This window comes from Dyella sp., assembly GCF_035277725.1.
Taxonomy (GTDB): domain Bacteria; phylum Pseudomonadota; class Gammaproteobacteria; order Xanthomonadales; family Rhodanobacteraceae; genus Dyella_B.
Genome location: NZ_DATEJY010000223.1, coordinates 1 through 24,034, shown reverse-complemented (window position 1 = coordinate 24,034; position 24,034 = coordinate 1). Strand labels below are relative to the sequence as shown.

The following is a 24,034-nucleotide window of genomic DNA, read 5'->3' as shown; positions in this document are numbered from 1 at the left end:
CCATAAATCATGGGATTGGTAGCGCTAACCCAATGCGGCGAATGCAAACGAAAAATCATTAAAGTTCATCCGTTGTTTCGTAATTGTGCCTGCATAACCCGTCATATCCACTACGCCAAGCCCAAGGCGGGCGCCGGGGGGCGCCTTGCCGAATGTTTCACGGGCCAGGTCCGGCATGACGATGAAAAACACATAAGCCGGCTGGTACACGCCAGCAACGGCCTTTGCATACCGACGAGGGGAGTGTCGAAGATGAAGAGCAAGAGGCAAGCTTTGGGGTTGCAGCGTGGCGCGTATCCATCTGCCACTGTTTCGTTGTCCGGCCGTCGACTGGCCGTTGCCATCGCCTTGGGTTTGGCGCTGCTGGACGTACCGGCCATGGCCTTGGCGCAAACACAAAACACCGGCCCTGCCGCCGACGCAACCGCGCAAAAACCAGCTACCACCGATGCCAAGGCCGATCCCGCCAGGAAGAAAAAAACCGAGCAACCCAACGACATCAAGAACCTCGCCGGCGTTACCGTCACCGGCATCCGCGCCAGCCTGGAGTCGTCGCAATCACTGAAACAGAACGCCGACCAGATCATCGACTCGGTGACCGCCACCGACATCAACGCCCTGCCCGACCGCAGCGTGACCGAAACCCTGCAGCGCATCAGCGGCGTGACAGTCGACCACTATCTGGCCGATGACGATCCGGATCACCCCTCCGCCGAAGGTAGTGGCGTGTTGATTCGCGGCCTCCCCTACGTCGCCAGCTTGCTCAACGGCGCCGAAAGCTTCTCGGCCAACAATGGCCGTGCGCTGAGCTTCGAAGACGTGCCGGCGGAGCTGATGCAAGGCGTGGACGTCTACAAGAACCCGTCCGCGGAGCTTATCGAAGGCGGCATCGGCGGCACGGTGGATCTGCGCACGCGCATGCCATTTGACGCGCCAGGCCAGGTCGCAGCCTTCTCGACCGGCATCAATAAAGGCGACATGTCCAAGCGGAGCAAACCATCCGCATCGTTCCTGTACAGCAACCGCTGGAAGACCGAAAACCTCGGTGAATTCGGCGTGCTGTTCGACGTGTCGTTCTCCGAACTGGCCTCGCGCACGGATGGCATCCAGGTCAATCCCTACCTGCTCGAACCTCAGAACAATCTCGGCAACTGCCCGTGCGAACCCACCACTACCGCGGGCAACGTGGCCATTCCCGGCGACATCAACTATTACCAGATGGACCTGCAGCGCAGGCGCACTGGCATTTATGCCGCCTTCCAATGGCGGCCGACCAACAACCTGGAGTTCGACTCTCGCTTTTTCCGCTCCAATTACAGCCTGCAGTGGCAGGAACACGAGGTGCAGGCCAACGAGGGCAACTACTACAACATGATCCCGGTGCCGGGTACGGCGTTTAGCTATGACAACGGCGTGTATGAGAACGGCGACATGGTGTCCGCGTCGTGGCAAGGCGGCGGTACCGGGCCAGCCAAGGCCACGTTGAACACCGGCTACCCGCCGATCGGCGGCCCCAACTATTACGCGCTTACTCGCCAGCAGACCCAGTTCGTGCGCACTACCGACTGGACCAACACGTTCAAGTACAACATCAACGACAACATGATCTGGTCGGGCGGGATACAGCTGGTCAAGTCCACCGCCAACACCCTGGACTTCACGGTGTACAACCAGTTCTACATGCCGCCGTCCGAGGTGAGCATAGGCAGCGGCGCGCCGAGCCTGACACTGCTCAACAACAGCACGTACAAGTACATCCCGTCGAACACCAGCAACCCCAACAGCCTGACCAACTACGCCAACTACTATCTCGGCGCGGCACTGGACCACCTCGAATACGACTACGCCATGCTGCGCGCGGTGCGTACCGATCTCGAATACAACTTCCAGGACAGCAACTGGCTGCAGTACTTCCGCGTCGGCGTGCGCTTCACCAGCCACAACACCTACAGCAGCAACAACAGCAGCAGCTACAACTGGGGGCCGATCAGCCAGGTCTGGCAAGGCGGCTACACCGGCCCTGCTTCGCTGGACTGGACCAACAACGTGCCGGCATGGATGGAGCAGCAGTTCACCTTCAGCAACTTCTTCCGCGGACAAACCAGGCTGCCGAGCACGCTGGTGTTTCCCACCATGGCGCTGGTGGGGAACTACTACGGCGCGATTCCGGCGCTGCGTGCGCTTGAAATGAACGGTGGTGCCGGCGGCTGGTGTCCGCAGATCTTCAGCACCGCCCAAGGCAGTGTATGCACCCCTGGTTCGGGCATGAGCGCGGACTACATGCATGAATCGACCCAAGCCGCCTATGCCTCGCTGTACTTCGGCAATGACACGGCGCTGGGCATTCCCGTCGATGGCAATATCGGCATGCGCTTCGTGCGCACCAGTTTGAATGCGAACGGCTCCGTCACCTACCCGTCGTCCGACACCATCCAGAATCCCGTGGGCATCACGCCCGCGCAGATGGCACTGTTCAACGGCGCCACCACACCGATCAATGGCGCCTACAGCTATCACAACCTGCTGCCCAGCCTTAACCTGCGCTTCAAGCTGACGGATGACCTGCAGTTGCGCCTGGCAGCCTCCAAGGCCATTACCCGCCCCACCATCAGCCAGCTCAACTCGTACATGGTGATCGGTACGTCATGGACCGCAGCCGGCGGCGGCCAGCAGGCAAGGCTCGCCGGCTTCAACGCCAGCACGGGCGGCAATCCCACGCTGAAGCCGATGGAGGCCAACCAGTTCGATGCCGCGCTGGAATGGTATTTCGCGCCCACCGGCGAGCTGTACACCACGGTGTTCAAAAAGAACATCTCCAACTACGTCACTACCGAAGTGCACACGCAGATCATCGACGGCGTACCGGTGGCGGTGAGCGGCCCCGTCAACGCCGGCAAGGGCACCGTCAAGGGTGCCGAACTCGGTTACTCGCAATTTTTCGACTTCCTGCCCGGCGCGCTGAAGGGACTCGGCGTGCAGGCCAACTACACCTTCCTGCAGAGCAGCAAGGTGCAAGGCACCACGTCATGCGACCCGAACCATGGCAACGGCTCGTGCCCATCCAGCGACGTGGTTACCAACCCGGGCCTGCCCATGCAGGGCCTGTCGCCGCACAACTACAACGTCACCGGCATGTATGAACGCGGCAACTGGTCCGCGCGCCTGGCTTGGTCGTGGCGCAGCCGCTACCTCATCACGCCGGTCGATTCGGGCGACACCTACCTGCCGATGTGGAACGCCGCCTCGGGCCAACTGGATGCGTCGATCTTCTATCACATCAACAAGAACCTGCAGTTGGGCCTGCAGATGAACAACCTCACCAACACCGAACAGAAGGTGCTGATGGGCCCCACCACCTACATCAACGGCTTCACCGACTGGCGGCTGTACACGCGTGCCTTGTTCATGACCGACCGCCGCTACGAACTCGTATTCCGCGCCAACTTCTGACGCTTCCCCAGCGACACGCAAGCCTCGCCGATGTTTGCTTGTCCCCGTTACCGCCGCCGGCACGTGTGCATGCCGGCGGCGGCTTTTTATCAGCGCCAGGTGATTTTGCAGGTTGGGGTGAGGCACAGCCGAACCCTAACGTGGCATCTGGCTGGGCGATGTCGTGGTTCATATAGCGCTAGTAGTCGGATGCAACCCCAGCTTCGGTTGGGGTCATTGATGCTGGGATTTCATCCCAGCCTACGCTGCGCAAGTTTGAGGCTTTATTACAATGCAGACACGGATGATGTCGCAGACTGGATCGTGAAGGGTGCGATAGGTTCCTCGCTGAGTCGCAAGACCTTATCAAACTCCTCGACACGCTTCGGCGTCATTTTTCCATCTTTGAAAAGCTCGCCGCGCTTTTCAATAGCTTCGCCTGTATTAAAGGCAATCATCACCAACGCCTCATCAAAGACAATCTCGTCGTTGTCAAGCCCACCAACGACACGAGCCACTTCCACGACTTCATAGAGACGCATGGCGTCGTGCCGAAGAACCGTGGAACGAAGCATTGATTCTTTGCTTGAACGATACGCCTCATTCAGACAAGCCTTGTCATCAAGGCCTGCCTTTTCACGGTTTCGGCCACATGCTTCGTGCAAGTATCTTTTCGCTTTTTCACGATCACCAAGCAAAGATGCGAGAGCAGCCTCTCGCCAGAAAAACCAATAGCCATCATCGCCATACGGGCCCCTCTTCTCCAAAGCGGAAAGCGAGTGACCAAGGGTTTCGGTTCTTTGCCTTCCTGTCATTGAGAAAGCGTCAGACATCGCCATTTGGGCTAGCGCATAGGCAGAGCGTTTACTGTCAAGCCATCGCAGGCGTTCCGCAGCCCGCCGCGCATCGGCATCATCTCCTTGCGCGTAACTAATAAACCACCGCAACGCCAGGGATTTTGAATATTTACTTGAAACAACCAGCCCGGAAGACACCGCCACCAGTATGGCCGCAGAAAAAATTGCCATGAAGCGAAACTTATTTCGCATCTCGCATGCCCATCATAATGTCCTGATAGTAATCGTCACTACTAAGGACTCGTGAAGGCCCGGAGTTTGCGTTATTTTTTATAACCTCGAAATATTGCTTGTTAGATTCCGAATCCTTGTAGACCATGACCTGACCAATTTTTGAAAGATCTCCGTAATTTTTCCTTACATCAGTATATAAAGAAGCCAAATCCAGCACACCCTGTACCGCCACGTAGGTACGCTCGGCACGCACTCGCGTCTGAAAGCCTTCCGGCAAGTAAGCCTCGCGCGCCGCATGAAGTGAATCGCTGTTATAGCCGCCATTCTGCTGCTGCACGTACATACCATACGCTCCCACAGCACTTTTGAATTTTTCGGGATCAGCAATCAATATCCTACCTACGACATCCATTCCGCTTGTGCTGATACCGTCTCGGTTGGCAAAAGGATGCGTCGAATATGCCACCCTGCCAGCATCAAGGCTCGGATTCAATGAAATCGCGCCATCTGCGCTTGGACCAAGTATTCCACGCAGCATGCGCCCTGCCTCGGCTTCGCTATTCACGATGAGCGTATCAGTCTTCGGATTGAACTCTTTCATCGTGACGGTCGTTGGGATCATTTCACTTCGACGCACACCGTAATCGTGCCATTCCTGCGAATTGGCACGAAGTTGTTCGTTGCGATACGCATCAAGTTCAGATTGCGATGCCGTCGCGGGGGGAGCCTGCCTATGATTGAGCACGGACCAATGCCAAAGGTTGGCGTAGTCTTCGTTGAATTGATCGTCGGGTGTGACCATGAGGGGAGGTAGCATCCTCACCGCCGTCCTCGCCCGCTCCCGCCGCTCAATTTCCTCCACATGCCACAACAATGCGTGTGCATTGTCTGCCGTGCGCCCAAAGCCGGTAATGACCCAACGCCGATGCTCGGGTCGACTCGCATCGCTGTCGATGTCGACTATCCGGTCGAAGGCACGCCCCAGTACTACGAAGTCGCCGTAATGAAGAAGCCTTCGACAGGCTTCCATGCGAAGATCCTGCTGACGCATCGTCGGATAGTACCTACCGCGCTCGCCCATCGACCACTGGACTTCTTCGACCAGCATTTCCGCTCCGAAGCATCGCGAGTCACGGCATGGCTTACCCGTGGAGAGCAACGATTCCACGGTCGAACGCATATCAAGCCAGGCATAGGATGGTGTCAGTACGTGATGGACTTGCTCGAGGCCTAGCTCACGCAGGCGAATGACACGTGGCGTTGAAGGTGGCGCGCTGTAACCGCAGGTGGGGGTGGGCTGTTGCATGGGCTTTGCGTTGGCTGACCGGTTGCTATGACCGTAGCGAAAGAGCCATGCCTGTGTTATCAGACAATGACACTTATGCCGTCAGCTTTTCCCACTCGATTGAAGCACCTTCTGGTCTTGGATGCGCCTTAATCGAAGTCGCAGGCCGGGATGCAACCCCAGCTTCGGTGGGGGTCATTGATGCTGGGATTTCATCCCAGCCTACGGCTGGCGTGATTTTGTAGGTTGGGGTGAGGCGTGGCCGAACCCCAACGTGGCGTGATGCGCTCAACGGCGTTGAGGTTCGCCTTTCGGCTCATGCATGCAGCTTACTGTCGATCTCCGCCAATCGCGCAATCCCTTTTTTCGCCAGCGGTTCCAAACCTTCGCCGCCGGCTGCCAGATGCGCCACGATCTGCTTGCGCATCCCCGGTTCCCAGAAACGCTTCAGGTGATCGGCAATCCCCGCCACACCCAACGCCTCATCCGGCTCGGCGGCAAAGTAACGGCCGATGTCATTCACCATCGCCACCAGACGTTCGATATTCATGCCGTTGCTCCTGCAGCGTGCAGCAAGCGCTGCGGATGGGTGTAGACGACATAACCGCCCGGTCGCGCAAAACCAATCAGCGTCATGTGCGTACTTTCGGCCAGGTGGATGGCCAGCGCAGTCGGCGCGGAAATCGCCGCCATCACGGTGATGCCGGCGCTGGCGGCTTTGGTGACCATTTCATAGCTCGCGCGACTGGTGACGAGCAGAAAACCTTGCTGCGAATCGAGGCGTGCGTTCACCATGGCGCCGATCAATTTATCCAAGGCGTTATGGCGGCCGACGTCTTCGCGCACCAGCACGATGCTGCCGTCAACGTCGATCCAGGCTGCGGCATGCACGGAGCCAGTCGCGCTGTTGATCGGTTGCATGGATTGCAACGCATCCAAGGCACGTTCCAGCGCGGCAGCTTCGATGCGCGGTCCATGCCCTACAGGAGCAGGATGGCGCACGGCATCTTCCAGCATGCGCGCACCGCACAGGCCGCAACCGCTGCGTCCGGGTAGCAAGCGCTCGCCACCTTCGCCGGTGCGTTGACTGACGGTGTCGGATGCCACGTGCATCGCCAACTCCACGCCCTCCAGGCGCGGGCGCACTTCCATCGACAAGAGATCTTCCGGCTTCGCCACCAGGCCTTCGCTCAACGAAAAGCCCAGCGCGAAATCCTCGAGATTCAATGGCGTCACCATCATCACGGCGAACGGCACGTCGTTGTAGAGCATCGCCACCGGCACTTCTTCGGTAATGGCATCGCTCACCAGCTCGTGCTCGCCGCGACGATAGCGATCCACCTGGCGCGTTACATAGCCGCGACCTTGATCAAGGCCGATGGAATCAGGACGTTTCGGCTGCATCCAACAAAGCCTGTTGCGTTTGAGAGAATGCCTGGTAACGCTGCTGCCATTCGGAAGGCTGATTGACGCGCGTCACCTGCACGGCCGTGACCTTGTATTCGGGGCAGTTGGTAGCCCAGTCCGAGTTCTCGGTGGTGATGACGTTGGCTCCGGAACCGGGGAAATGGAACGTCGTATACACCACGCCCGGCTGCATGCGCTCGGAAATGCGTGCACGCAACACGGTCTGCCCAGCGCGGCTTTCGATGCCTACCCAATCGTCTTCGCCGATGCCGCGTTCCTCCGCATCGTGCGGATGGATTTCCAGGCGATCCTCGTCATGCCACGCCACGTTGGCGGTGCGGCGCGTCTGCGCGCCCACGTTGTATTGGCTGAGGATACGGCCGGTGGTGAGAATCAACGGATACGCTGCGTTGACCTTCTCCGACGTCGGCACGTACTCGGTGAGCATGAAACGGCCTTTGCCACGCACGAACTCGCCAACGTGCATCACTGGCGTGCCTTCCGGATGTTCTTCATTGCAGGGCCATTGGATCGAACCGAGGCGTTCGAGCTTCTCGAAGCTCACGGCCTGGAAGGTAGGCGTGAGGCGCGCAATCTCGTCCATGATCTCGGAGGGATGCGTGTAGTGCATGGAATAACCCATCGCATTGGCCAGCAGTTGGGTGACCTCCCAATCCGCGTAGCCGTTCTTAGGCTCCATCACTTTACGCACGCGTGAAATGCGGCGTTCGGCATTGATGAAGGTGCCGTCTTTTTCCAGGAACGAGCAGCCAGGCAGGAATACATGCGCGAATTTGGCGGTCTCGTTGAGGAACAGGTCCTGCACCACCACGCATTCCATTGCCTCCAATGCAGCCGTCACGTGCTGCGTATTGGGATCGGATTGTGCGATGTCTTCGCCTTCGATGTACAAACCCTTGAAGCTGCCGTCGATGGCGGCCTCGAACATATTGGGAATGCGCAAGCCCGGTTCGTCATGCAGATGCACGCCCCAGGCCGCTTCAAACGATGCACGCACTGTCGCATCGCCTACGTGGCGATAGCCGGGAAACTCGTGCGGGAACGAACCCATGTCGCACGAACCCTGCACGTTGTTCTGCCCGCGCAACGGATTCACACCCACGCCTTCGCGACCGATGTTGCCGGTGGCCATGGCGAGGTTGGCGATGCCCATCACGGCGGTGGAGCCTTGCGAGTGTTCGGTGACGCCCAGGCCGTAATAGATCGCCGCGTTGCCGCCGGTGGCGTATAGACGGGCCGCGCTGCGGATCATCGCTGCAGGCACACCGGTTTCGGCTTCCATCGCTTCGGGGCTATGGTTTTCTCGTACAACGAACGCGCGCCACTTGTCGAAGGCAGGCTTTTCGCAGCGCGCTGCGACAAAGGCCTCGTCGACCAGCCCCTCGGTAACGATCACGTGCGCCAGGGCATTGAGCATGGCCACGTTGGTGCCGGGCCGCAGCTTCAAGTGATAGTCCGCCTTGATATGCGGCGTGCGCACCAGGTCGATGCGGCGTGGATCGATCACGATCAGCTTGGCGCCCGCGCGCAGGCGCTGCTTCATCTGCGAGCCGAACACCGGATGCGCATCGGTGGGATTGGCGCCGATCACCAGCACCACGTCGGTGTAGCGGATCGAATCGAAATCCTGCGTGCCGGCCGATTCGCCCAAGGTCGACTTCAAGCCGTAACCGGTGGGCGAATGGCAGACGCGTGCACAGGTATCCACGTTGTTGTTGCCGAAACCGGCACGCACCAGTTTCTGCACCAGATAGGTTTCTTCATTCGTGCAGCGCGAGGAGGTAATGCCGCCAATCGAGAACCTGCCATATTTGTCCTGCAGCCGCTTGAACTCGCTGGCGACATGCGCAATCGCCTGGTCCCAGCTGACGATGCGCCAAGGATCGGTGATCTTCTGGCGGATCATCGGCATGTTGATGCGATCGGGATGCGTGGCGTAGCCGATGGCAAAGCGCCCTTTCACGCAGGAGTGGCCATGATTGGCGTGGCCGTCCTTGTTCGGCACCATGCGCACGACCTCCTCGCCTTTCATCTCGGCGCGGAAACTGCAGCCCACGCCGCAATAGGCGCAGGTGGTGACGATGCTGTGTTCGGCCTGGCCAAGCTCGATCAACGAGTTTTCCGACAATGTTGCGGTGGGACATGCCTGCACGCAGGCACCGCACGATACGCATTCGGAATCCAGAAACACGTTGTCCTGGCTGGCTGACACCTTGGAGCCGAAGCCGCGCCCTTGAATGGTCAACGCGAACGTGCCCTGCACTTCATCGCATGCGCGCACGCAGCGCGAGCAGACGATGCATTTGGATGGATCGAAGGTGAAGTACGGGTTGGATTGGTCCTTGGGCGCAAAAAGCGGGTTGACCTCGCCGCTTTTCGTCCTAGCAAAAACGTGATTTTCGCCGTCGTAGCCGTAGCGCACTTCGCGCAGGCCCACCACGCCGGCCATATCCTGCAATTCGCAATGGCCGTTGGCCGGACAGGTCAGGCAATCCAGCGGATGGTCGGAGATGTACAGCTCCATCACGCCGCGGCGGATCTCGGCCAGCTTGGGCGTTTGCGTAGTGACCTTCATGCCTTCCGTCACCGGCGTGGTGCACGATGCGGGATAACCCTTGCGACCTTCGATTTCGACCAGGCACAGGCGGCAGGAGCCGAAGGCATCCAGCATGTCGGTGGCGCACAGCTTGGGAATGTTGATGCCGGCTTGCGAGGCGGCGCGCATCACGGACGTGCCTTCCGGCACGCGGATGCTGCGGCCGTCGATTTCCAGCGCGACCTGCTTGTCCGAGGTAACGGCGGGGGTGCCGCGGTCGATGTCGACGATGGACAGCATGTTTGACTACCTCCGATGCATCACATGACCCAACTGGCAAACAGTTGGACAAACCCGATCCGTCGTCCCGGCGAAAGCCGGGACCCAGTGACTTTCAACCCACGAAAGTCGCTGGACCCCGGCCTGCGCCGGGGCGACGAGCAAAGACATCATGATGGTTCTTGCTGCTTCTCACGCGCAAAATCCTCATGAAAATGATCCAGCGCACTCAACACCGGAAACGGCGCCATGCCACCCAGCGCGCACAGCGAACCGGCCACCATGGTCTGGCACAGATCACGCAACAACACTTCATTGCGCGCCTTCTCCGCCGCATCACCCGCCACGATGCGATCGATCACTTCCACCCCGCGCGTAGAACCGATACGACACGGCGTGCACTTGCCGCACGATTCGATCGCGCAGAACTCCATCGCGAAACGCGCCTGCGCCGCCATGTCGACCGTATCGTCGAACACCACCACGCCGCCGTGGCCCACCATGCCGCCAATGGCGGCAAAGGCTTCGTAATCGATCGGTGTATCCAATTGCGATGCGGGGATGTACGCACCCAACGGACCGCCGACCTGCACCGCGCGCACGGGGCGACCCGTCGCAGTACCGCCGCCGTAACCTTCGATCAGCTCGCGCAAGCTAAGGCCGAAAGCGCGTTCCACCAATCCCGGCTGCTTTACATTGCCGGCCAGCTGCAGCGGCAGCGTACCGCGTGATTTGCCCGTACCGTAATCGCGATAGAACGCGGGGCCACGATCGAGAATGATCGAAACCGTCGCCAGCGTGATCACGTTGTTGATCACCGTGGGTTTGCCGAACAAACCCTGGATCGCCGGCAACGGTGGCTTGAAACGCACCTGTCCGCGTTTGCCTTCCAGGCTTTCCAGCAGCGAGGTTTCTTCGCCGCAGATGTAAGCGCCTGCGCCCATGCGCACTTCCAGATGGAAGGCTTTGCCGCTGCCGCAGATATTGTCGCCGAGATAACTGCGCGCCTTGGCGGTATCGATGGCCGCTTGCAGCGCGCGTTGCGCGTGCGGGTATTCGACGCGCAGATAGATATAGCCACGCGTGGCGCCTACTGCCAGCCCAGCGATGGTCATGCCTTCGATCAGCACGAACGGATCGCCTTCCATGATCATGCGGTCGGAGTACGTGCCGGAATCGCCCTCGTCCGCATTGCAGACGATGTATTTCTGGTCGGCGCTTGCATCCAGGCAAGTCTTCCACTTGATGCCGGCTGGGAACGCGGCGCCACCACGGCCGCGCAGGCCCGAATCGGTAACGGCCTGCACGATTGCCGCCGGTTCCATTTTCAATGCCGCAGCAAGTCCGCGATAACCATCATGCGCCAGGTAATCATCCAGGCTGCGCGGATCGATCACCCCGACGCGCGCAAAGGTAAGGCGTTGCTGGCTCTTCAACCAAGGAATTTCCTCGGTGAGTCCAAGCTTCAACACATCTACACCGCCATGCAGAAAGTCGGCATCGAACAGACCCATCACGTCGGTCACTTGCACCGGGCCGTACGCAACGCGGCCGGCAGGCGTTGCCACTTCCACCATCGGTTCCAGCCAGTACAGGCCACGCGAACCGTTGCGCACGATATGCACGTCAAGGTTGCGCGAACCGGCTTCGCATTCGATCGCCTTGGCCACGGCATCGGCGCCTAGCGACACGGCGCTGGCATCGCACGGCACGTAAACAGTAACGCTCATTTCGCCTCCGACAGCAGCCATGCATCGAAGCTTTCCGGCGTCATGCGGCCTTTCAATTGACCATCCACCATCATGGCCGGCGAGCACGCGCAGTTGCCGAGGCAATACACGGGTTCCAGCGTGAATGTGCCGTCTACGGTGGTTTGATGGAAATCCACGCCCAGCCGCTGCTTCACATGCTGCTCCAGCTTGGCCGCGCCCATCGATTGACAGGATTCCGCGCGGCACAGATAGATGATGCGCTGGCCGGCCGGATGCGTGCGGAAGTAGTGATAGAACGTGACCACGCCATGCACGTCGGCGCGCGACAGGTTGAGTTCGCGCGCGATCAGCGGGATGGTTTCTTCGGGGACGTAACCCAAGGCGTTCTGCACGCCGTGCAGGATGGGGAGCAACGCGCCGGGTTGATCTTTCAGCCTGGCGGTGACATCGAGTACGGCGTCGCGGATCCTGTCATCGATCGGCGGCAGCGATGCGATGGCTTTTGCGGGTTTCATCACCAATCAATCCTCACCGGTTTTCTTTATTGCTCCCTCCCCTACTGCACGCAGGGGAGGGAGCAGGCCGCGCATCAAAACAACGCGGCCGCCTTGCTCAGCGCGATCCACACGCCAATCAGGAATGGAATGCCCACCAGTGCCCACGCGATGACACCCACAATGCCGAAGCCACCACGTGCCGCCTGATCAACATTCGCCGTCACATGCGCTTCGTGCTGCAGCGAACGCTCGCGCGCAAGTTCCTCGTCGGTCATATGGTGCGCTTCCTTGACCGGCCTGACCATTAAATTGGCGATAAGGCCAATCAACAGCAAGGCGGCCAGGATGTAGAGCGTGCGGTCGTACACCAGGTTCTTGGCGACACCGGCATCCAATTGCGCCTGGCGCAGCGCGGCAATCAAGAACGGCCCGATAACGCCCGCCACCGACCATGCCGTCAGCAGGCGGCCGTGGATGGCGCCGACCATTTGTGTACCGAAAATATCCGCCAGGTAAGCCGGTACGGTGGAAAAGCCGCCGCCGTACATGGAGAGGATCACGCACACCGCAATGATGAACACACCGGCCAGCCCCATGTGTCCCAGCGAAGGCAGGCTGCAATACAGCAGGATGCCGAGCACGAAGAACACTACATACGTGTTCTTGCGCCCAAGGAAATCCGACGCCGACGCCCACAAGATACGGCCAAGGCTGTTGAACAGGCTGATCAGACCCACCAGGCCGGCTGCCGCCGCTGCGATCGACGCCTTCTGCGCCACCGTCAATGCGGTAGCCGTCGTGACGCCCAACAGACGCGCGCCGAAAACCTCCTGGAACATCGGGCTGGCCATGGCGAGCACACCGATACCCGCCGTCACGTTCATGCACAGCACAATCCACAACATCCAGAACTGCGGGGTTTTCCACGCGACATTCAGATGCACGTGCTTGGTCGTGATCAGCGTGTTGGTCGCCGGCGGCGGCGTCCAACCCAACGGCTTCCAGCCGGTGGGCGGCACGCGGAAACCGAACGCACCGGCAACCATGGCAATGAAATAAAGAATACCCATCACCATCAAGGTGCTGGCAACGCCCGCCACTTCACCGTGGGCAAAACGTGCCATCAACGCCACGGCGATCGGCGCACCGATCATGGCGCCACCGCCAAAACCCATGATGGCGAAGCCGGTCGCCAGACCCCGGCGATCCGGGAACCATTTGATCAAGGTGGATACCGGCGTGATGTAACCCAACCCCAGGCCAATGCCGCCGAGTACACCGCAGCCGAGAAACACCAGCCACAACTGATGCATCGACACACCGATGCCACCGATCACCAGGCCACCGCCCCAGCACAACGCTGCGATAAAGCCGGCCTTGCGCGGCCCGGCATGCTCCAGCCATCCACCCCAGATTGCGGCGGAAATACCGAGCATGGCGATGAAGGTTTCAAAGATATGCGTGACGGCAGGCACCGTCCAATTGCACGACGCGGCAAACAACTGCGCGAAAAAGCCAAGGCTTTCGCAACTCGGTGCACCCGGCACCAGCTTGCTCATCGGCAGCCAGAACACCGAAAAACCGTAAGCCATGCCGATGCACAAATGGATGGCCAACGCCGCCGGCGGCACGAACCAGCGATTGAAACGAGGTCCTGCGATGGTGCGTTCCCTTGCCAACAAACCTGACGTCGCTCCCCCTGACGCCGGTACAGATTCAGGCACTACTGTCATGCTCGTTTCCCCATGGCTCGCTTGAGACAATATGCCGCATAAGCGGACCGCCCGACTCTAGCTCAAATACATGGGAAGAATGGTTACAACGGTGACGCCATTCGAGGGGCTGCTGCTGCGCAGCACACCGCGCGCATCACCCGGACGGAGTTTTAGGCACAAGAACCACCGCCCGCACCACGTAGGCTGGGATGAAATCCCAGCGTCGCCATCCAAAAACAAAGCTGGGATTTTCATCCCAGCCTACGTGTCATCTCGCAAGGCCTGATCACCAGATGGTTTTGACATGCTTGTAGCTGCGAATTTTTTCGTCGCGCGTCACGAGTGGAACAGCCAGCTTGCGTGCAGTCGCTACAATCATGCGGTCGGCTGGATCATTATGAAATTCACCGGGCAAATTTACTGACTTCACACCCATTTCGACGTCCACAGGAATAAAACGAACCGCCTCGATTTGCGCCACCGTACTAAGCCAGCTCTCGACATCCATCGACAGCACAAGCCTTTCGCGCTCTACCAGCATCGCGATTTCCCAGGCTGAGATGGCGGAAATCACGATCTCACCGCCATCCAGCTCACGCTCAATAGCCTTTCTGGCTTTTGTACTCAGAGCATCATCGCCGTTTACCCACCAAACCAGCGCATGCGTATCGAGAACGATCACCGCGCCGCCTCCCACGCTACCCCTACCGACGCCATCGGGTTGCTATAACGGATAACCGAGCCGCGTAGCACGTCAAGTGGATTGCGGTCGCCCCCGCGATACGGACGAACTTCCAAGGCGGGCTTGCCGTGATCGGTCACAACCACACTCTCGCCGGAGGCCTCAATCTGTCGGAAGAATTCAAGCGCCCTTGCCTTGAATTCAGACTTGGAAACCTGGTTGCCTTCCATCGTCGCTCTCTAGTCATCAGACGTAGTCATAATTTTAGCCAAATTATGACTAGCACAACAAGTCATTTTTATCGAGTGCCCCACGTAGGCTGGGACGAAATTCCAGCATCGCCATCCAAAAACAAAGCTGGGATTTTCATCCCAGCCTACGTGCTACATGCCGATGTTCGATCGTTGGCACGTCGTCATTTCGGCGAAGGGCGGAGTCCATGGCAAGTTCGAAGCTGATATCCCACTGAACTAGGGAACGTCATCCGAATCAGCCGGTCCTTCGGCGTGAAGTTGATTCGCCGCCGGCACCGCAATGGCTTTGATGTTTGCCGCGTGCAGTTTTGCGTTGAGCGCGGGCAGATCTGCACTGCGAATGGATTGCCATTGCGCAGCGGCCTTGTCGAGATTCGCCTTGTATTCGGCAAACGCCTGCCGCTGTCCATCGGTCGGGGCACGATCGGCGCCTTCCACGTCGCTGGCGATGGCGGTGAGCGCATCGTTCATGGCTTCGAGGTTGGTGGAGTTTTCGCTATCCCCGGAGACGAGTGGATCGGTCTTCTTGCGGAAGCTGTCGATCTCTTCATGCAGCGGGGTGTTGCTGCCGGCTTTTTTCTCTGCGTCATCGAGCTGGTTGCGCACCGCATCCACTTCGCCATGGGTTTGCCAGACTTGTTGAAGCGCTGTGCCGACATCGCGTGAGAAGGCCAAACCTTCGGCGAGTGCGTTCTGGTCGATGGGGACGCGTGGGTCAGGCAAAACGTTCAACGGTGCGCGATAGGATTTGCCGTCCACAGTGAGCACGACTTGGTATTTGCCGGGCAGCGCCAGCGGACCTTCGGGTGTAAGCGGTGTGTCGGAATCCCAGGTGGCGGCAATGCTGTAGCCGTAGAGCAGAGCTTCCGGGCGCGGATAACGCAGGTTCCATACGAAGCGGTGCATGCCGGCGCTGGTGCCGAGTTTTTCCGGCGTGCCCAGCCAGCCTTTCTGGAAGTAACGCTCGGCCGGCAGGTTTTCCGCTTTCTCGGCGCTGGAGAAGTGGCGCACCGTTTTGCCGTCGCTGTCGAGGATGTCCAGCGTGATGGGGCCTTTGGCGGCACTCGCCAACTGGTAATCGATGACGGCGCCGGCTGGTGGGTTCTGGCCGAGCGGTTCGTCGGGCGGGAGCGGTGTGTCCTTGTTTTCGTTGGCGCGCACACGCACGGCATCGGCGGGTGTGTAGAGCGCGGTCTTGCGTGCGCTGTCGACACCGGCCTGACGCAGCGGCGTGATGTCGTCGAGAATCCAGATCGCCCTGCCCTGCGTGCCGGCAACCAGGTCGTTACCGTGAATGGTCAAATCGCGCACCCATGCGGTAGGCAGATTGCGTTGCAGCGATTGCCAGTGCGCGCCATCGTCGTACGACACGTACACGCCGCGATCGGTACCGGCAAACAGCAAGCCGTCGCGCTGCGTATCTGCACGTAACACGCTTACGAAATCGTCCTGCGGCAGACCGGCGGCGATATCGGTCCAGGTTTTGCCGTAGTCGTGCGTGCGCCATACGTGCGGGCGGAAATCATCCTGGCGATGATTGTCGACCGCGGCATAAGCGGTGCCTTGCTTCAGCGCCGACAGATCGAGCGAGCTGACGATGCCCCAATGCGGCAGCTCTGGCGGCGTCACGTTCTGCCAGTTCTTGCCACCATCGCGGGTGAACTGGATGGAGCCGTCATCGGTACCGATCCAGATTTCATCGTTGCTGAAGGGCGACGGCGCGATGCTGTAGATCACGCCGTAACCGCAATCGCGCGCCTGCTGTGCATTGGGATTGCCCTGGCAACCGTCGGTAGCGCCTTCTTTCTTGGCGCTGAGATCAGGGCTGATCACATCCCAATGCTGACCTTGGTCGGTGCTGCGGAACAACACCTGTGCGCCGAGATAGAGCGCATACGGCGGCTTCGCGGAAAACGCGATCGGCGTGATCCAGGTGTAGTGGTATTTGAAGTTGGTGGGACGTTGGCCGTAGCTGCTCACCGGCCACGCGGTAACGTTCTGCACGACGCCCGTGCGGCGATCCCAGCGCGAAACACGTCCACCGAGTCCGGAGCCGAACACGATGTTGGGATCGTCCGGATACGGCACGTCGTAGTCACGCTCGTCACCACCCACCGGGCGCCAGTCGCGATAGGAAATGGATCCGTAGTCGCTGCGGCTGGCAATGCCGACGGTGCCTGAATCCTGCTGGCCGGAATAAATCCAATACGGGAACTGGTTATCCGTGGCGAGGTGGTAGAACTGCCCAGTGGGCTGGTTGTACCAGCTGCTCCAGCTCTTGCCGCCGTTGACGGTAACGACAGCGCCTTGGTCGCTGGCGGCAATCATGCGCGTCGAATCGCGCGGATCGATCCACAGAAAATGGTAATCGTCACCGCCCGGCGCACCTTTGAAGATATCCCAGTGCTTGCCGCCGTCGTCGGAACGGCGGATGGATTGTCCGGCCGAATAGATGCGATCGCGATTTTGCGGATCGACGGTGATGCGGCTGAAGTAATCATTCGGCTGCCAGGATTCATGGCTTACCGCTTGCCAGGTGGCGCCGCCATCGTCGGAACGATACAGGCCACTGTCCTTGCGCGGACTGGCGGAGTTCACCACGGCATACACGCGATTGCCGCTTGCGGTAGCGATGCCGATACGCGCCAGCGTGCCGGCCGGCCAGCCGTTGCCGCTGATGCGTTTCCAGGTCACGCCGCCGTCGGTGGATTTGTACAAACCACTGCCCGGCCCTGCGTTCGGCTGAAAGTAGGACAGCCACGGATAGTTGCGCACCTGCCACGTCGCGGCGTAGACGATGCCCGGATTGGACGGGTCGGCAGCGAGATCCACCACGCCGGTATCGGCATCGACAAACAGCGTCTGCTGCCAGGTCTTGCCGCCATCGATGGAGCGATAGACGCCGCGTTCCCGGTTCGGCCCGAAGTAATGGCCAAGCACTCCGACCAGCAAGGTGTTGGCATCATGCGGATCGACGATGATGCGGCCGATGTGCTTGCCCTCGGCAAGGCCGATGTGCTGCCAATGCTTGCCGCCGTCATCGGAGCGGTACATGCCGTTGCCGGCAGCGACGTCGTAGCGCGCGGCGACTTGGCCAGAGCCGGCATAGATCACGTTGGCGTTGGAAGGCGCCACGGCAATCGCGCCAATGGGTGCGGTGGGCACGTTGTCGAAGGTCGGCTGCCAGGTGCGGCCAGCGTCCGTCGTTTTCCACACGCCGCCGCCGGCAGTGCCGATATAGAAGGTATCGGGGTTGGCGGGATCGCCGGCGGCCATCGTCGCCCAACCGCCGCGGAACGGGCCGACGAGGCGCCATTGCAATGCGTCGCTGGCATGGTTCGATGCTGCCGGTGTGTTCGCATGCAACGGGAGTGCGCTGGCGAGCAGGCAGGCGCAGGCAAGTGCGGAAAGAGGACGGAGAAGAGAGCGTGTCGACATGTGAACTCCCGCTGCAATAGAGATGAGCCAATGTGGCTTGCGATGGCACGCGGCTGTAGGTTGGGGTGCGAACCCCAACATGGCACCATGACCATGCATGGCGATGTTGGGGTTCGCACCCCAACCTACGTCAATACGTCAACGCAAACCCTGTGTACCACGTCCTGCCAAACGCCGGCTCCAATCCATTCTGCCAAACGCGATCGAAGTAATGCCGGTTGCCGAGATTGCTGACACCCGCCAGCAAGCGCAGTGAACGATTCAATTGCCAATCCGACGCTACGTCCACCACCGTATACGCCGGCATGCGCGCCGGCATATACGTGATGCCGCTGCCGTACGATTGATTGGAATCCTGCCAGTACTGCGCCGCTGACGACACCGCGGTGAGGCTGAGCTTCACGCGTTCGTTGCGCCAGGTCACGCCGGTCTTGATCAGATAATCCGGCGAAAACGCCGGTGTTTTTCCCACCTGGCCAGGAATGGCGCTGGCGACGAACCTGGCGTTGAGCAGGCTGGCATTGAAGAAGGTTTCCAGATGCTGGCCTTCGGTGGCCAGCTCTTTCGGCGCGAAGAAATCGTAATCGAGCTGCGCTTCCAATCCGCGGCTGCGCGTGTTGCCGGTGTTGACGTAAACGGTGTCGATCGCGTTGATGTACTGCGTCTCCAGACGATTGCGGAAATTGATCCAGAACACGCTCACGTCGTAATACAAACCCGTGACGGGCGCACCGTGCACGCCGGCCTCCCACGACACCGACTTGGACAACTGCGCGGCGTGGCCTTCGAGCAAATTGCTGAAAGGCGGCGCTACGTCGAAAAAGCGCAGCGGGCGCCAGCCTTGCGACACGTTGAAGTAGGTTTCGTTGCCGTGGCCGAAATCATTGCCCAGCCCCAGGCCGAACAACGGCAGCTGGCGCGTATCGGTTTCCTTGATCAGCGGGCGCGACAGGAATGGCGGACGCACGGTTTCATCCATGGAAATGCGTTCACGCTCCAGGCGTACCGACGGCACGATATGAATGCGATGCGGCAGGCGGAACACGTTCTCCGCAAATAGCGAGTTGTACTGCGAATTGCGGCGCTGATTGAGGATTGGCTTACCGCTGCGGTCGTCCGGCGCCACCATCAGATCCGTACTGCTCCATTGCCGGAACGGATCGCTGCCGTAGTACATCACCGTGCCGATGGTGAAGGCATTGCCATGCCCCCAGTTCTTGCGCAAGCGCACGTCGGCACCGTAGGTGCGGAAGGCTTCGTCTTGCAACGTGGTGGTACTCGGCGGCGGTTGGCCAGGCAATTGCGCTTTCGCTGCACGGCTGACCAGGTCCTGGTAGGTAAACCACAGCTTGGCATCCAGCGACCACTGGTTGCCGAAATCATGCGTGTGGCCCAGCACCAGCTGATCGCGGTTCACCCAGTCGCGGTTGTAAGGCGTGGTAACGGTGCGCGGGTCCTCTCGCCATTGCGTATAGCTCAACCGGCCGGCATCGCCGGAGACGGCGCTGATCGCGTGGAAATCCAGCCACCATTGCTGCTGTTCGTCGGGTTTGTAGGCCAGGTAAAAGTCAGCTTGGCGATTCTGCGATCCGTCATTCGCGCGCGTGCCATCGCTATGCACGTAGCCTGCATCGGCGCGGAACGCCCATGCGCCCTGATTGCGCTCGATCACGTTGTAGCTGGAAAACAGGCCATGCTCGCCGACCACGTTTTCGGTGCTCATGCTGAGCGGCGTGTTCGGTGCCGGACGCTTGGAAACCAGGTTGATCACCGGTGCCGGCTCCGGTCCATAAAGCAAACTGGAACCGCCGCGGATGAGCTGTATCTCCGACAGGCTCTGCGTCATCGGAAACGCGTACAGCGTGGGAAAGCCGATCCAGTCGCCTTCCATCGGGATGCCATCCTGCATCACCAGCACGAATTCCGATTCCTGCGGATTGCCGATGCCGCGATAGCTGAAGTTGAACTGCGTCGGCGTCGGCTGTTCGGAAACCAGCACGCCTGGCGTGCGTGCAAGTGCCTGGTTGAGATTGTTGCCGATCACCGTGGGCTGGTTTTCCAGATGCGTCACCGTGGTTTTCCTGGTGACGGTGATCTTGGGGCCGTCCACTTCCGGCATCTGATATTGCAGTTTGGCCTGCTGGTATTTGCGCCAGTCGTTGGCGTGGACGCTCACCGCGGGCAGCTTGGTAGTCTTGCGGCTGGTGGTGGCCTGATCATCATCTTGCGACCAGGCTGCGAGGGAAACCAACGACAGCAACAAGGCAAACGGCAGCGCGGCGCGGCGCAACGGCAACATGCGGGATCCAGGCGACGACGAGGGAGCCGCCTCTTATCGCGCATGTTGCCGCGCTTGGCTATATGCCATCGGTTTACCCTTTGGAATCCTGGATGAGGGCGTTACAGTGTGGCGAGTACTCCCATTCCTCTTTGACGAGAGGGTTCGGGTAAGGGGCAACTTCGCGTCACCACACGGACGTCATTCCCACGCAAGTGGGAATCCATCTGGCCTTTTGCCGCAAGATCGACATGGATTCCCGCTTGCGCGGGAATGACGGCATCGGAGATTGCGCCCTATAGGCGCGCTTGAGGCAGGAGCGTCCCCTCACCCCAACCCGCTCCCCGGAGGGGAGAGGGAGCAAAGCCTCCCCAGCAAGAGATACCGCCCGTGCAACTGCGCCGCCTTGCTTTACTCACCTTCGGCATTACCACTGCTCTCGCCGCCCACGCCACCGTTGATCCTTCCTTATTCCAGGATCTGCATTGGCGCCTGATCGGCCCCTTCCGCGGCGGCCGCGTGCTGGCCGTTACCGGCATTCCCGGCGACGACCGCCATTTCTATTTTGGTGCGGTGGATGGCGGCGTGTGGAAGACCAACGACGCCGGCCGCACCTGGCAGTCGATCTTCGATGAGGAACATGTCGGCTCGATCGGTGCGATCGCCATCGCGCCATCGCGGCCCGATACCGTGTACGTCGGCACCGGCGAAGCGGACATGCGCTCGGATATCGCGCATGGCAAGGGCATGTACAAATCCACCGATGGCGGCAAGCACTGGACGCACATCGGCCTGGACGACACGCGGCAGATCGGGCGCATTCTGGTCGATCCGCATAATCCGGACGTGGTGTACGTCGCCGCGCTCGGCCACGCCTACGGCCCGAATGCGGAACGCGGCGTGTTTCGCTCCACCGATGGCGGCCAGCATTGGGACAAGGTGTTGTTCAAGGACAACGACACCGGCGCGATCGACATGGCGTTCAAGCCGGATGATCCGAACACTATCTACGCCTCGTTATGGCAGACCCGTCGTCCGCCGTGGAGCGTGTACCCGCCTTCGAACGGACCGGGCAGCGGCTTGTATGTCTCCCACGATGGCGGTTCGCATTGGACGCAAGTCCAAGGCAACGGCTTTGCTGCACACCCCGGCCGCATCGGCGTGGCGACCGCGCTCAGCGACCCCAACCGCGTGTATGCGTTGATCGATGCGGCCAATGGCGAAGGCGGCCTCTACCGTTCCGACGATGCCGGCGCACACTGGAAGCACGTCACCGACGACCAGCGCATCTGGCAGCGCGGCTGGTATTTCAACCGGCTCACGGTCGATCCGAAGAATGCCGACCGCATCTACGTGATGAACACCATCGTGTTGCGCTCGGACGACGGCGGCAAGCAGTTCATCGCCTTGAAAGGCGATCCGACCGGTGACGATTTCCACGAGATGTGGATCGACCCGACCAATTCGAACCGTCAGATTCTCGGCATCGACCAGGGCACGCTGATCACGCTCAACGGCGGCACCACGTGGAGCAGCTGGTACAACCAGCCTACCGCGCAGATCTATCACGTCAGCACCGATAACCGTTTTCCGTATTGGGTGTATGGCGCGCAGCAGGATTCCGGCGCAGTGTCGCTGCCCAGCCGCAGCAACAGTCACGACGGCATCACCATGCAGCAGTTCCATGAACTCACGCCCGGCGGCGAGAGCGACATGATTGCGCCAGATCCGGATGATCACGACATCGTCTACGGCGGGCGCGTGGACAAGCTCGATATGCGTACCGACCAGGTGCGCAGCGTCGATCCCACGCTGGCCTATCCCGCTGCGCATTACCGCGCGGCATGGACGCTGCCGCTGCAGTTTTCCAAGCGCGATCACAAAGTGTTGTATTTCGCCAATCAACGCTTGTTCCGCACATCGGATGGCGGCGAGCATTGGGCGCCGATCAGTCCCGACCTCACGCGCCCGGATGCCGGCGTGCCAGCCACGCTCGATGCACCGACGGCCGCGGATGACAATCACATCGACAAGCAGCGCGGCGTGATCTACACCATTGCGCCCTCGCCGCTCGATGCGAAATCACTGTGGGTCGGCACGGACGATGGCCTGGTGTGGCGTACCAGCGACGAAGGCGCGCATTGGAGCAACGTCACGCCGGGCGCGCTGACGCCATGGTCGAAAGTGGGCGGCATCGAGTTGTCGCATTTCAGCGCGGATGTGGCGTATCTCGCCATCGATCGCCATCGGCTGGATGACGATGCGCCGTATATCTATCGCACCACCGATGGCGGCAAGAGTTGGCAACGCATCGACAACGGCATTCCGGCCGACAGCTTCGTGAATGTGGTGCGCGAAGATCCGGTTCGCAAAGGCCTCCTCTACGCCGGCACCGAAAAAGGCATGTTCGTGTCGTTCGATGACGGCGCGCATTGGCAGCCATTGCAACAGAACCTGCCATCGACCTCGGTGCGCGATATCGACGTGCATCAGGATGACCTGGTGATCGCCACGCACGGCCGCGGTTTCTGGATCATGGACGACGTGACGGCGCTGCGGCAGATGGACGGCGCCAGCACGCAGGCGGCCACGCTGTTCAAGCCGGCCGATGCGTATCGCGTGCGCCATCCCGCGTTTACCGGCACGCCCATGCCGAAGGACGAGCCGCTGGCGGAAAATCCGCCCGATGGCGCGATGATCGACTACGCCTTGCCGCAACACGTCAAAGGTCCGGTCACGCTGACCATCCTGGATGCGCAGAACAACCAAGTGCGCAGTTTCAGCAGCGACGACAAACCACCCATGCTCGATCCGGCGAAACTGGAATTCGCGCCGGAATGGGTGCCGATTCCCACGCCGTTGCACACTACGCCCGGCATGCATCGCTTCGTGTGGAACCTGCGTTACGCCGGCAAGGGTGAAGAGGGGCGCCGCCACCAGAAGGATGGCGTGTGGGCCGTGCCCGGCAACTACACGGTGGAGCTATCCGTCGATGGCCATACTTACCGGCAGCCGCTGGTCGTCAAGCCGGATCCGCGCGTGACTGTTTCGGTAGCAGCGATGCAGCGCGAATTCGACTTGGCCATCAAGGTGGAAACGGCTGCGGGCCAGGTGGCGAAGGCCAGCGCCGAGGCGAAACAACTGTTGCAGGCGCTGGATGATCGGCAATCGCATACCAGCGGCGCCGTGCATGATCAGGTTGCGGCGTTGATATCGCGCGCGTCGGATGTGTCAGGCATGCCGTTGCATGCCGATCCGCGCAACACGATCGGATCGCCGCCAAGCCGTACGGATAGCCTGCGCGCCTTGGCGATGAATCTGGAAACGCTGCTCGCGGCGGTGGATGGCGCCGATGCGGATCCGAGCCCGGATGCGCAGACCTCGTATGCCACGTTGTCGAAGACGCTGGGTTCGACGCTGGATGAATGGCAGAAGTTGAAGCAGCAGGATCTTGCCGCGCTCAACGACAA

15 protein-coding genes are annotated in these 24,034 nt (G+C 60.4%); 2 read left to right on the top strand and 13 right to left on the bottom strand.

Annotated features, from left to right (window positions below; genetic code table 11):
- Nucleotides 1-24: 24 nt before the first annotated feature.
- On the bottom strand, nt 25-210 hold the full coding sequence (locus tag VJR68_RS18800) for a hypothetical protein (protein ID WP_324150159.1): 186 nt from the start codon (nt 208-210) through the stop codon (nt 25-27).
- Nucleotides 211-252: 42 nt separating this feature from the next.
- On the opposite strand from VJR68_RS18800, the gene VJR68_RS18795 reads away from it, so the two are divergent.
- Complete coding sequence (locus tag VJR68_RS18795) at nt 253-3,450, top strand: TonB-dependent receptor (protein ID WP_324150158.1); 3,198 nt, start codon at nt 253-255, stop codon at nt 3,448-3,450.
- 266 nt (nt 3,451-3,716) lie between these two features.
- Here the strand turns inward: VJR68_RS18795 and VJR68_RS18790 are convergent, their stop codons facing one another.
- From VJR68_RS18790 to VJR68_RS18735, 12 genes are all read right to left on the bottom strand, one after another.
- A complete protein-coding gene (locus VJR68_RS18790) occupies nt 3,717-4,478 on the bottom strand; it encodes a hypothetical protein (RefSeq protein WP_324150157.1) in 762 nt (253 codons plus the stop codon).
- Entirely contained in the window at nt 4,468-5,568 is a 1,101-nt protein-coding gene (locus VJR68_RS18785; RefSeq protein ID WP_324150155.1) for a hypothetical protein, read from the bottom strand. The genes VJR68_RS18790 and VJR68_RS18785 overlap by 11 nt, the downstream gene beginning before the upstream one ends.
- Before the next feature lie 493 nt (nt 5,569-6,061).
- Complete coding sequence (locus VJR68_RS18780) at nt 6,062-6,295, bottom strand: formate dehydrogenase subunit delta (protein ID WP_324150154.1); 234 nt, start codon at nt 6,293-6,295, stop codon at nt 6,062-6,064.
- Nucleotides 6,292-7,149 carry a formate dehydrogenase accessory sulfurtransferase FdhD gene (gene fdhD / locus VJR68_RS18775; RefSeq protein ID WP_324150153.1) on the bottom strand — a complete coding sequence of 286 codons (858 nt, stop codon included), beginning with the start codon at nt 7,147-7,149 and terminating at the stop codon, nt 6,292-6,294. Before fdhD ends, VJR68_RS18780 begins: the two co-directional genes overlap by 4 nt.
- Nucleotides 7,130-10,009 carry a formate dehydrogenase subunit alpha gene (gene fdhF / locus VJR68_RS18770; protein WP_324150152.1) on the bottom strand — a complete coding sequence of 960 codons (2,880 nt, stop codon included), beginning with the start codon at nt 10,007-10,009 and terminating at the stop codon, nt 7,130-7,132. The genes fdhD and fdhF overlap by 20 nt, the downstream gene beginning before the upstream one ends.
- Before the next feature lie 149 nt (nt 10,010-10,158).
- Complete coding sequence (locus tag VJR68_RS18765; RefSeq protein ID WP_324150151.1) at nt 10,159-11,718, bottom strand: NADH-quinone oxidoreductase subunit NuoF; 1,560 nt, start codon at nt 11,716-11,718, stop codon at nt 10,159-10,161.
- Entirely contained in the window at nt 11,715-12,215 is a 501-nt protein-coding gene (locus tag VJR68_RS18760) for a formate dehydrogenase subunit gamma (protein ID WP_324150150.1), read from the bottom strand. The genes VJR68_RS18765 and VJR68_RS18760 overlap by 4 nt, the downstream gene beginning before the upstream one ends.
- Before the next feature lie 74 nt (nt 12,216-12,289).
- Nucleotides 12,290-13,930, bottom strand: coding sequence for an OFA family MFS transporter (locus tag VJR68_RS18755; protein ID WP_324150148.1), 1,641 nt, complete (start codon nt 13,928-13,930; stop codon nt 12,290-12,292).
- 268 nt (nt 13,931-14,198) lie between these two features.
- Nucleotides 14,199-14,594 carry a type II toxin-antitoxin system VapC family toxin gene (locus tag VJR68_RS18750; protein WP_324150147.1) on the bottom strand — a complete coding sequence of 132 codons (396 nt, stop codon included), beginning with the start codon at nt 14,592-14,594 and terminating at the stop codon, nt 14,199-14,201.
- Nucleotides 14,591-14,824 carry a hypothetical protein gene (locus VJR68_RS18745; protein ID WP_324150146.1) on the bottom strand — a complete coding sequence of 78 codons (234 nt, stop codon included), beginning with the start codon at nt 14,822-14,824 and terminating at the stop codon, nt 14,591-14,593. The genes VJR68_RS18750 and VJR68_RS18745 overlap by 4 nt, the downstream gene beginning before the upstream one ends.
- A gap of 240 nt (nt 14,825-15,064) precedes the next feature.
- Nucleotides 15,065-18,286 carry a hypothetical protein gene (locus VJR68_RS18740; protein ID WP_324150144.1) on the bottom strand — a complete coding sequence of 1,074 codons (3,222 nt, stop codon included), beginning with the start codon at nt 18,284-18,286 and terminating at the stop codon, nt 15,065-15,067.
- Nucleotides 18,287-18,416: 130 nt separating this feature from the next.
- Complete coding sequence (locus VJR68_RS18735) at nt 18,417-20,585, bottom strand: TonB-dependent receptor family protein (RefSeq protein ID WP_324150143.1); 2,169 nt, start codon at nt 20,583-20,585, stop codon at nt 18,417-18,419.
- A gap of 369 nt (nt 20,586-20,954) precedes the next feature.
- Between VJR68_RS18735 and VJR68_RS18730 the strand changes: the two genes are divergently transcribed.
- On the top strand, nt 20,955-24,034 hold a 3,080-nt coding region (locus VJR68_RS18730; RefSeq protein WP_324150142.1), incomplete at its 3' end, for a WD40/YVTN/BNR-like repeat-containing protein.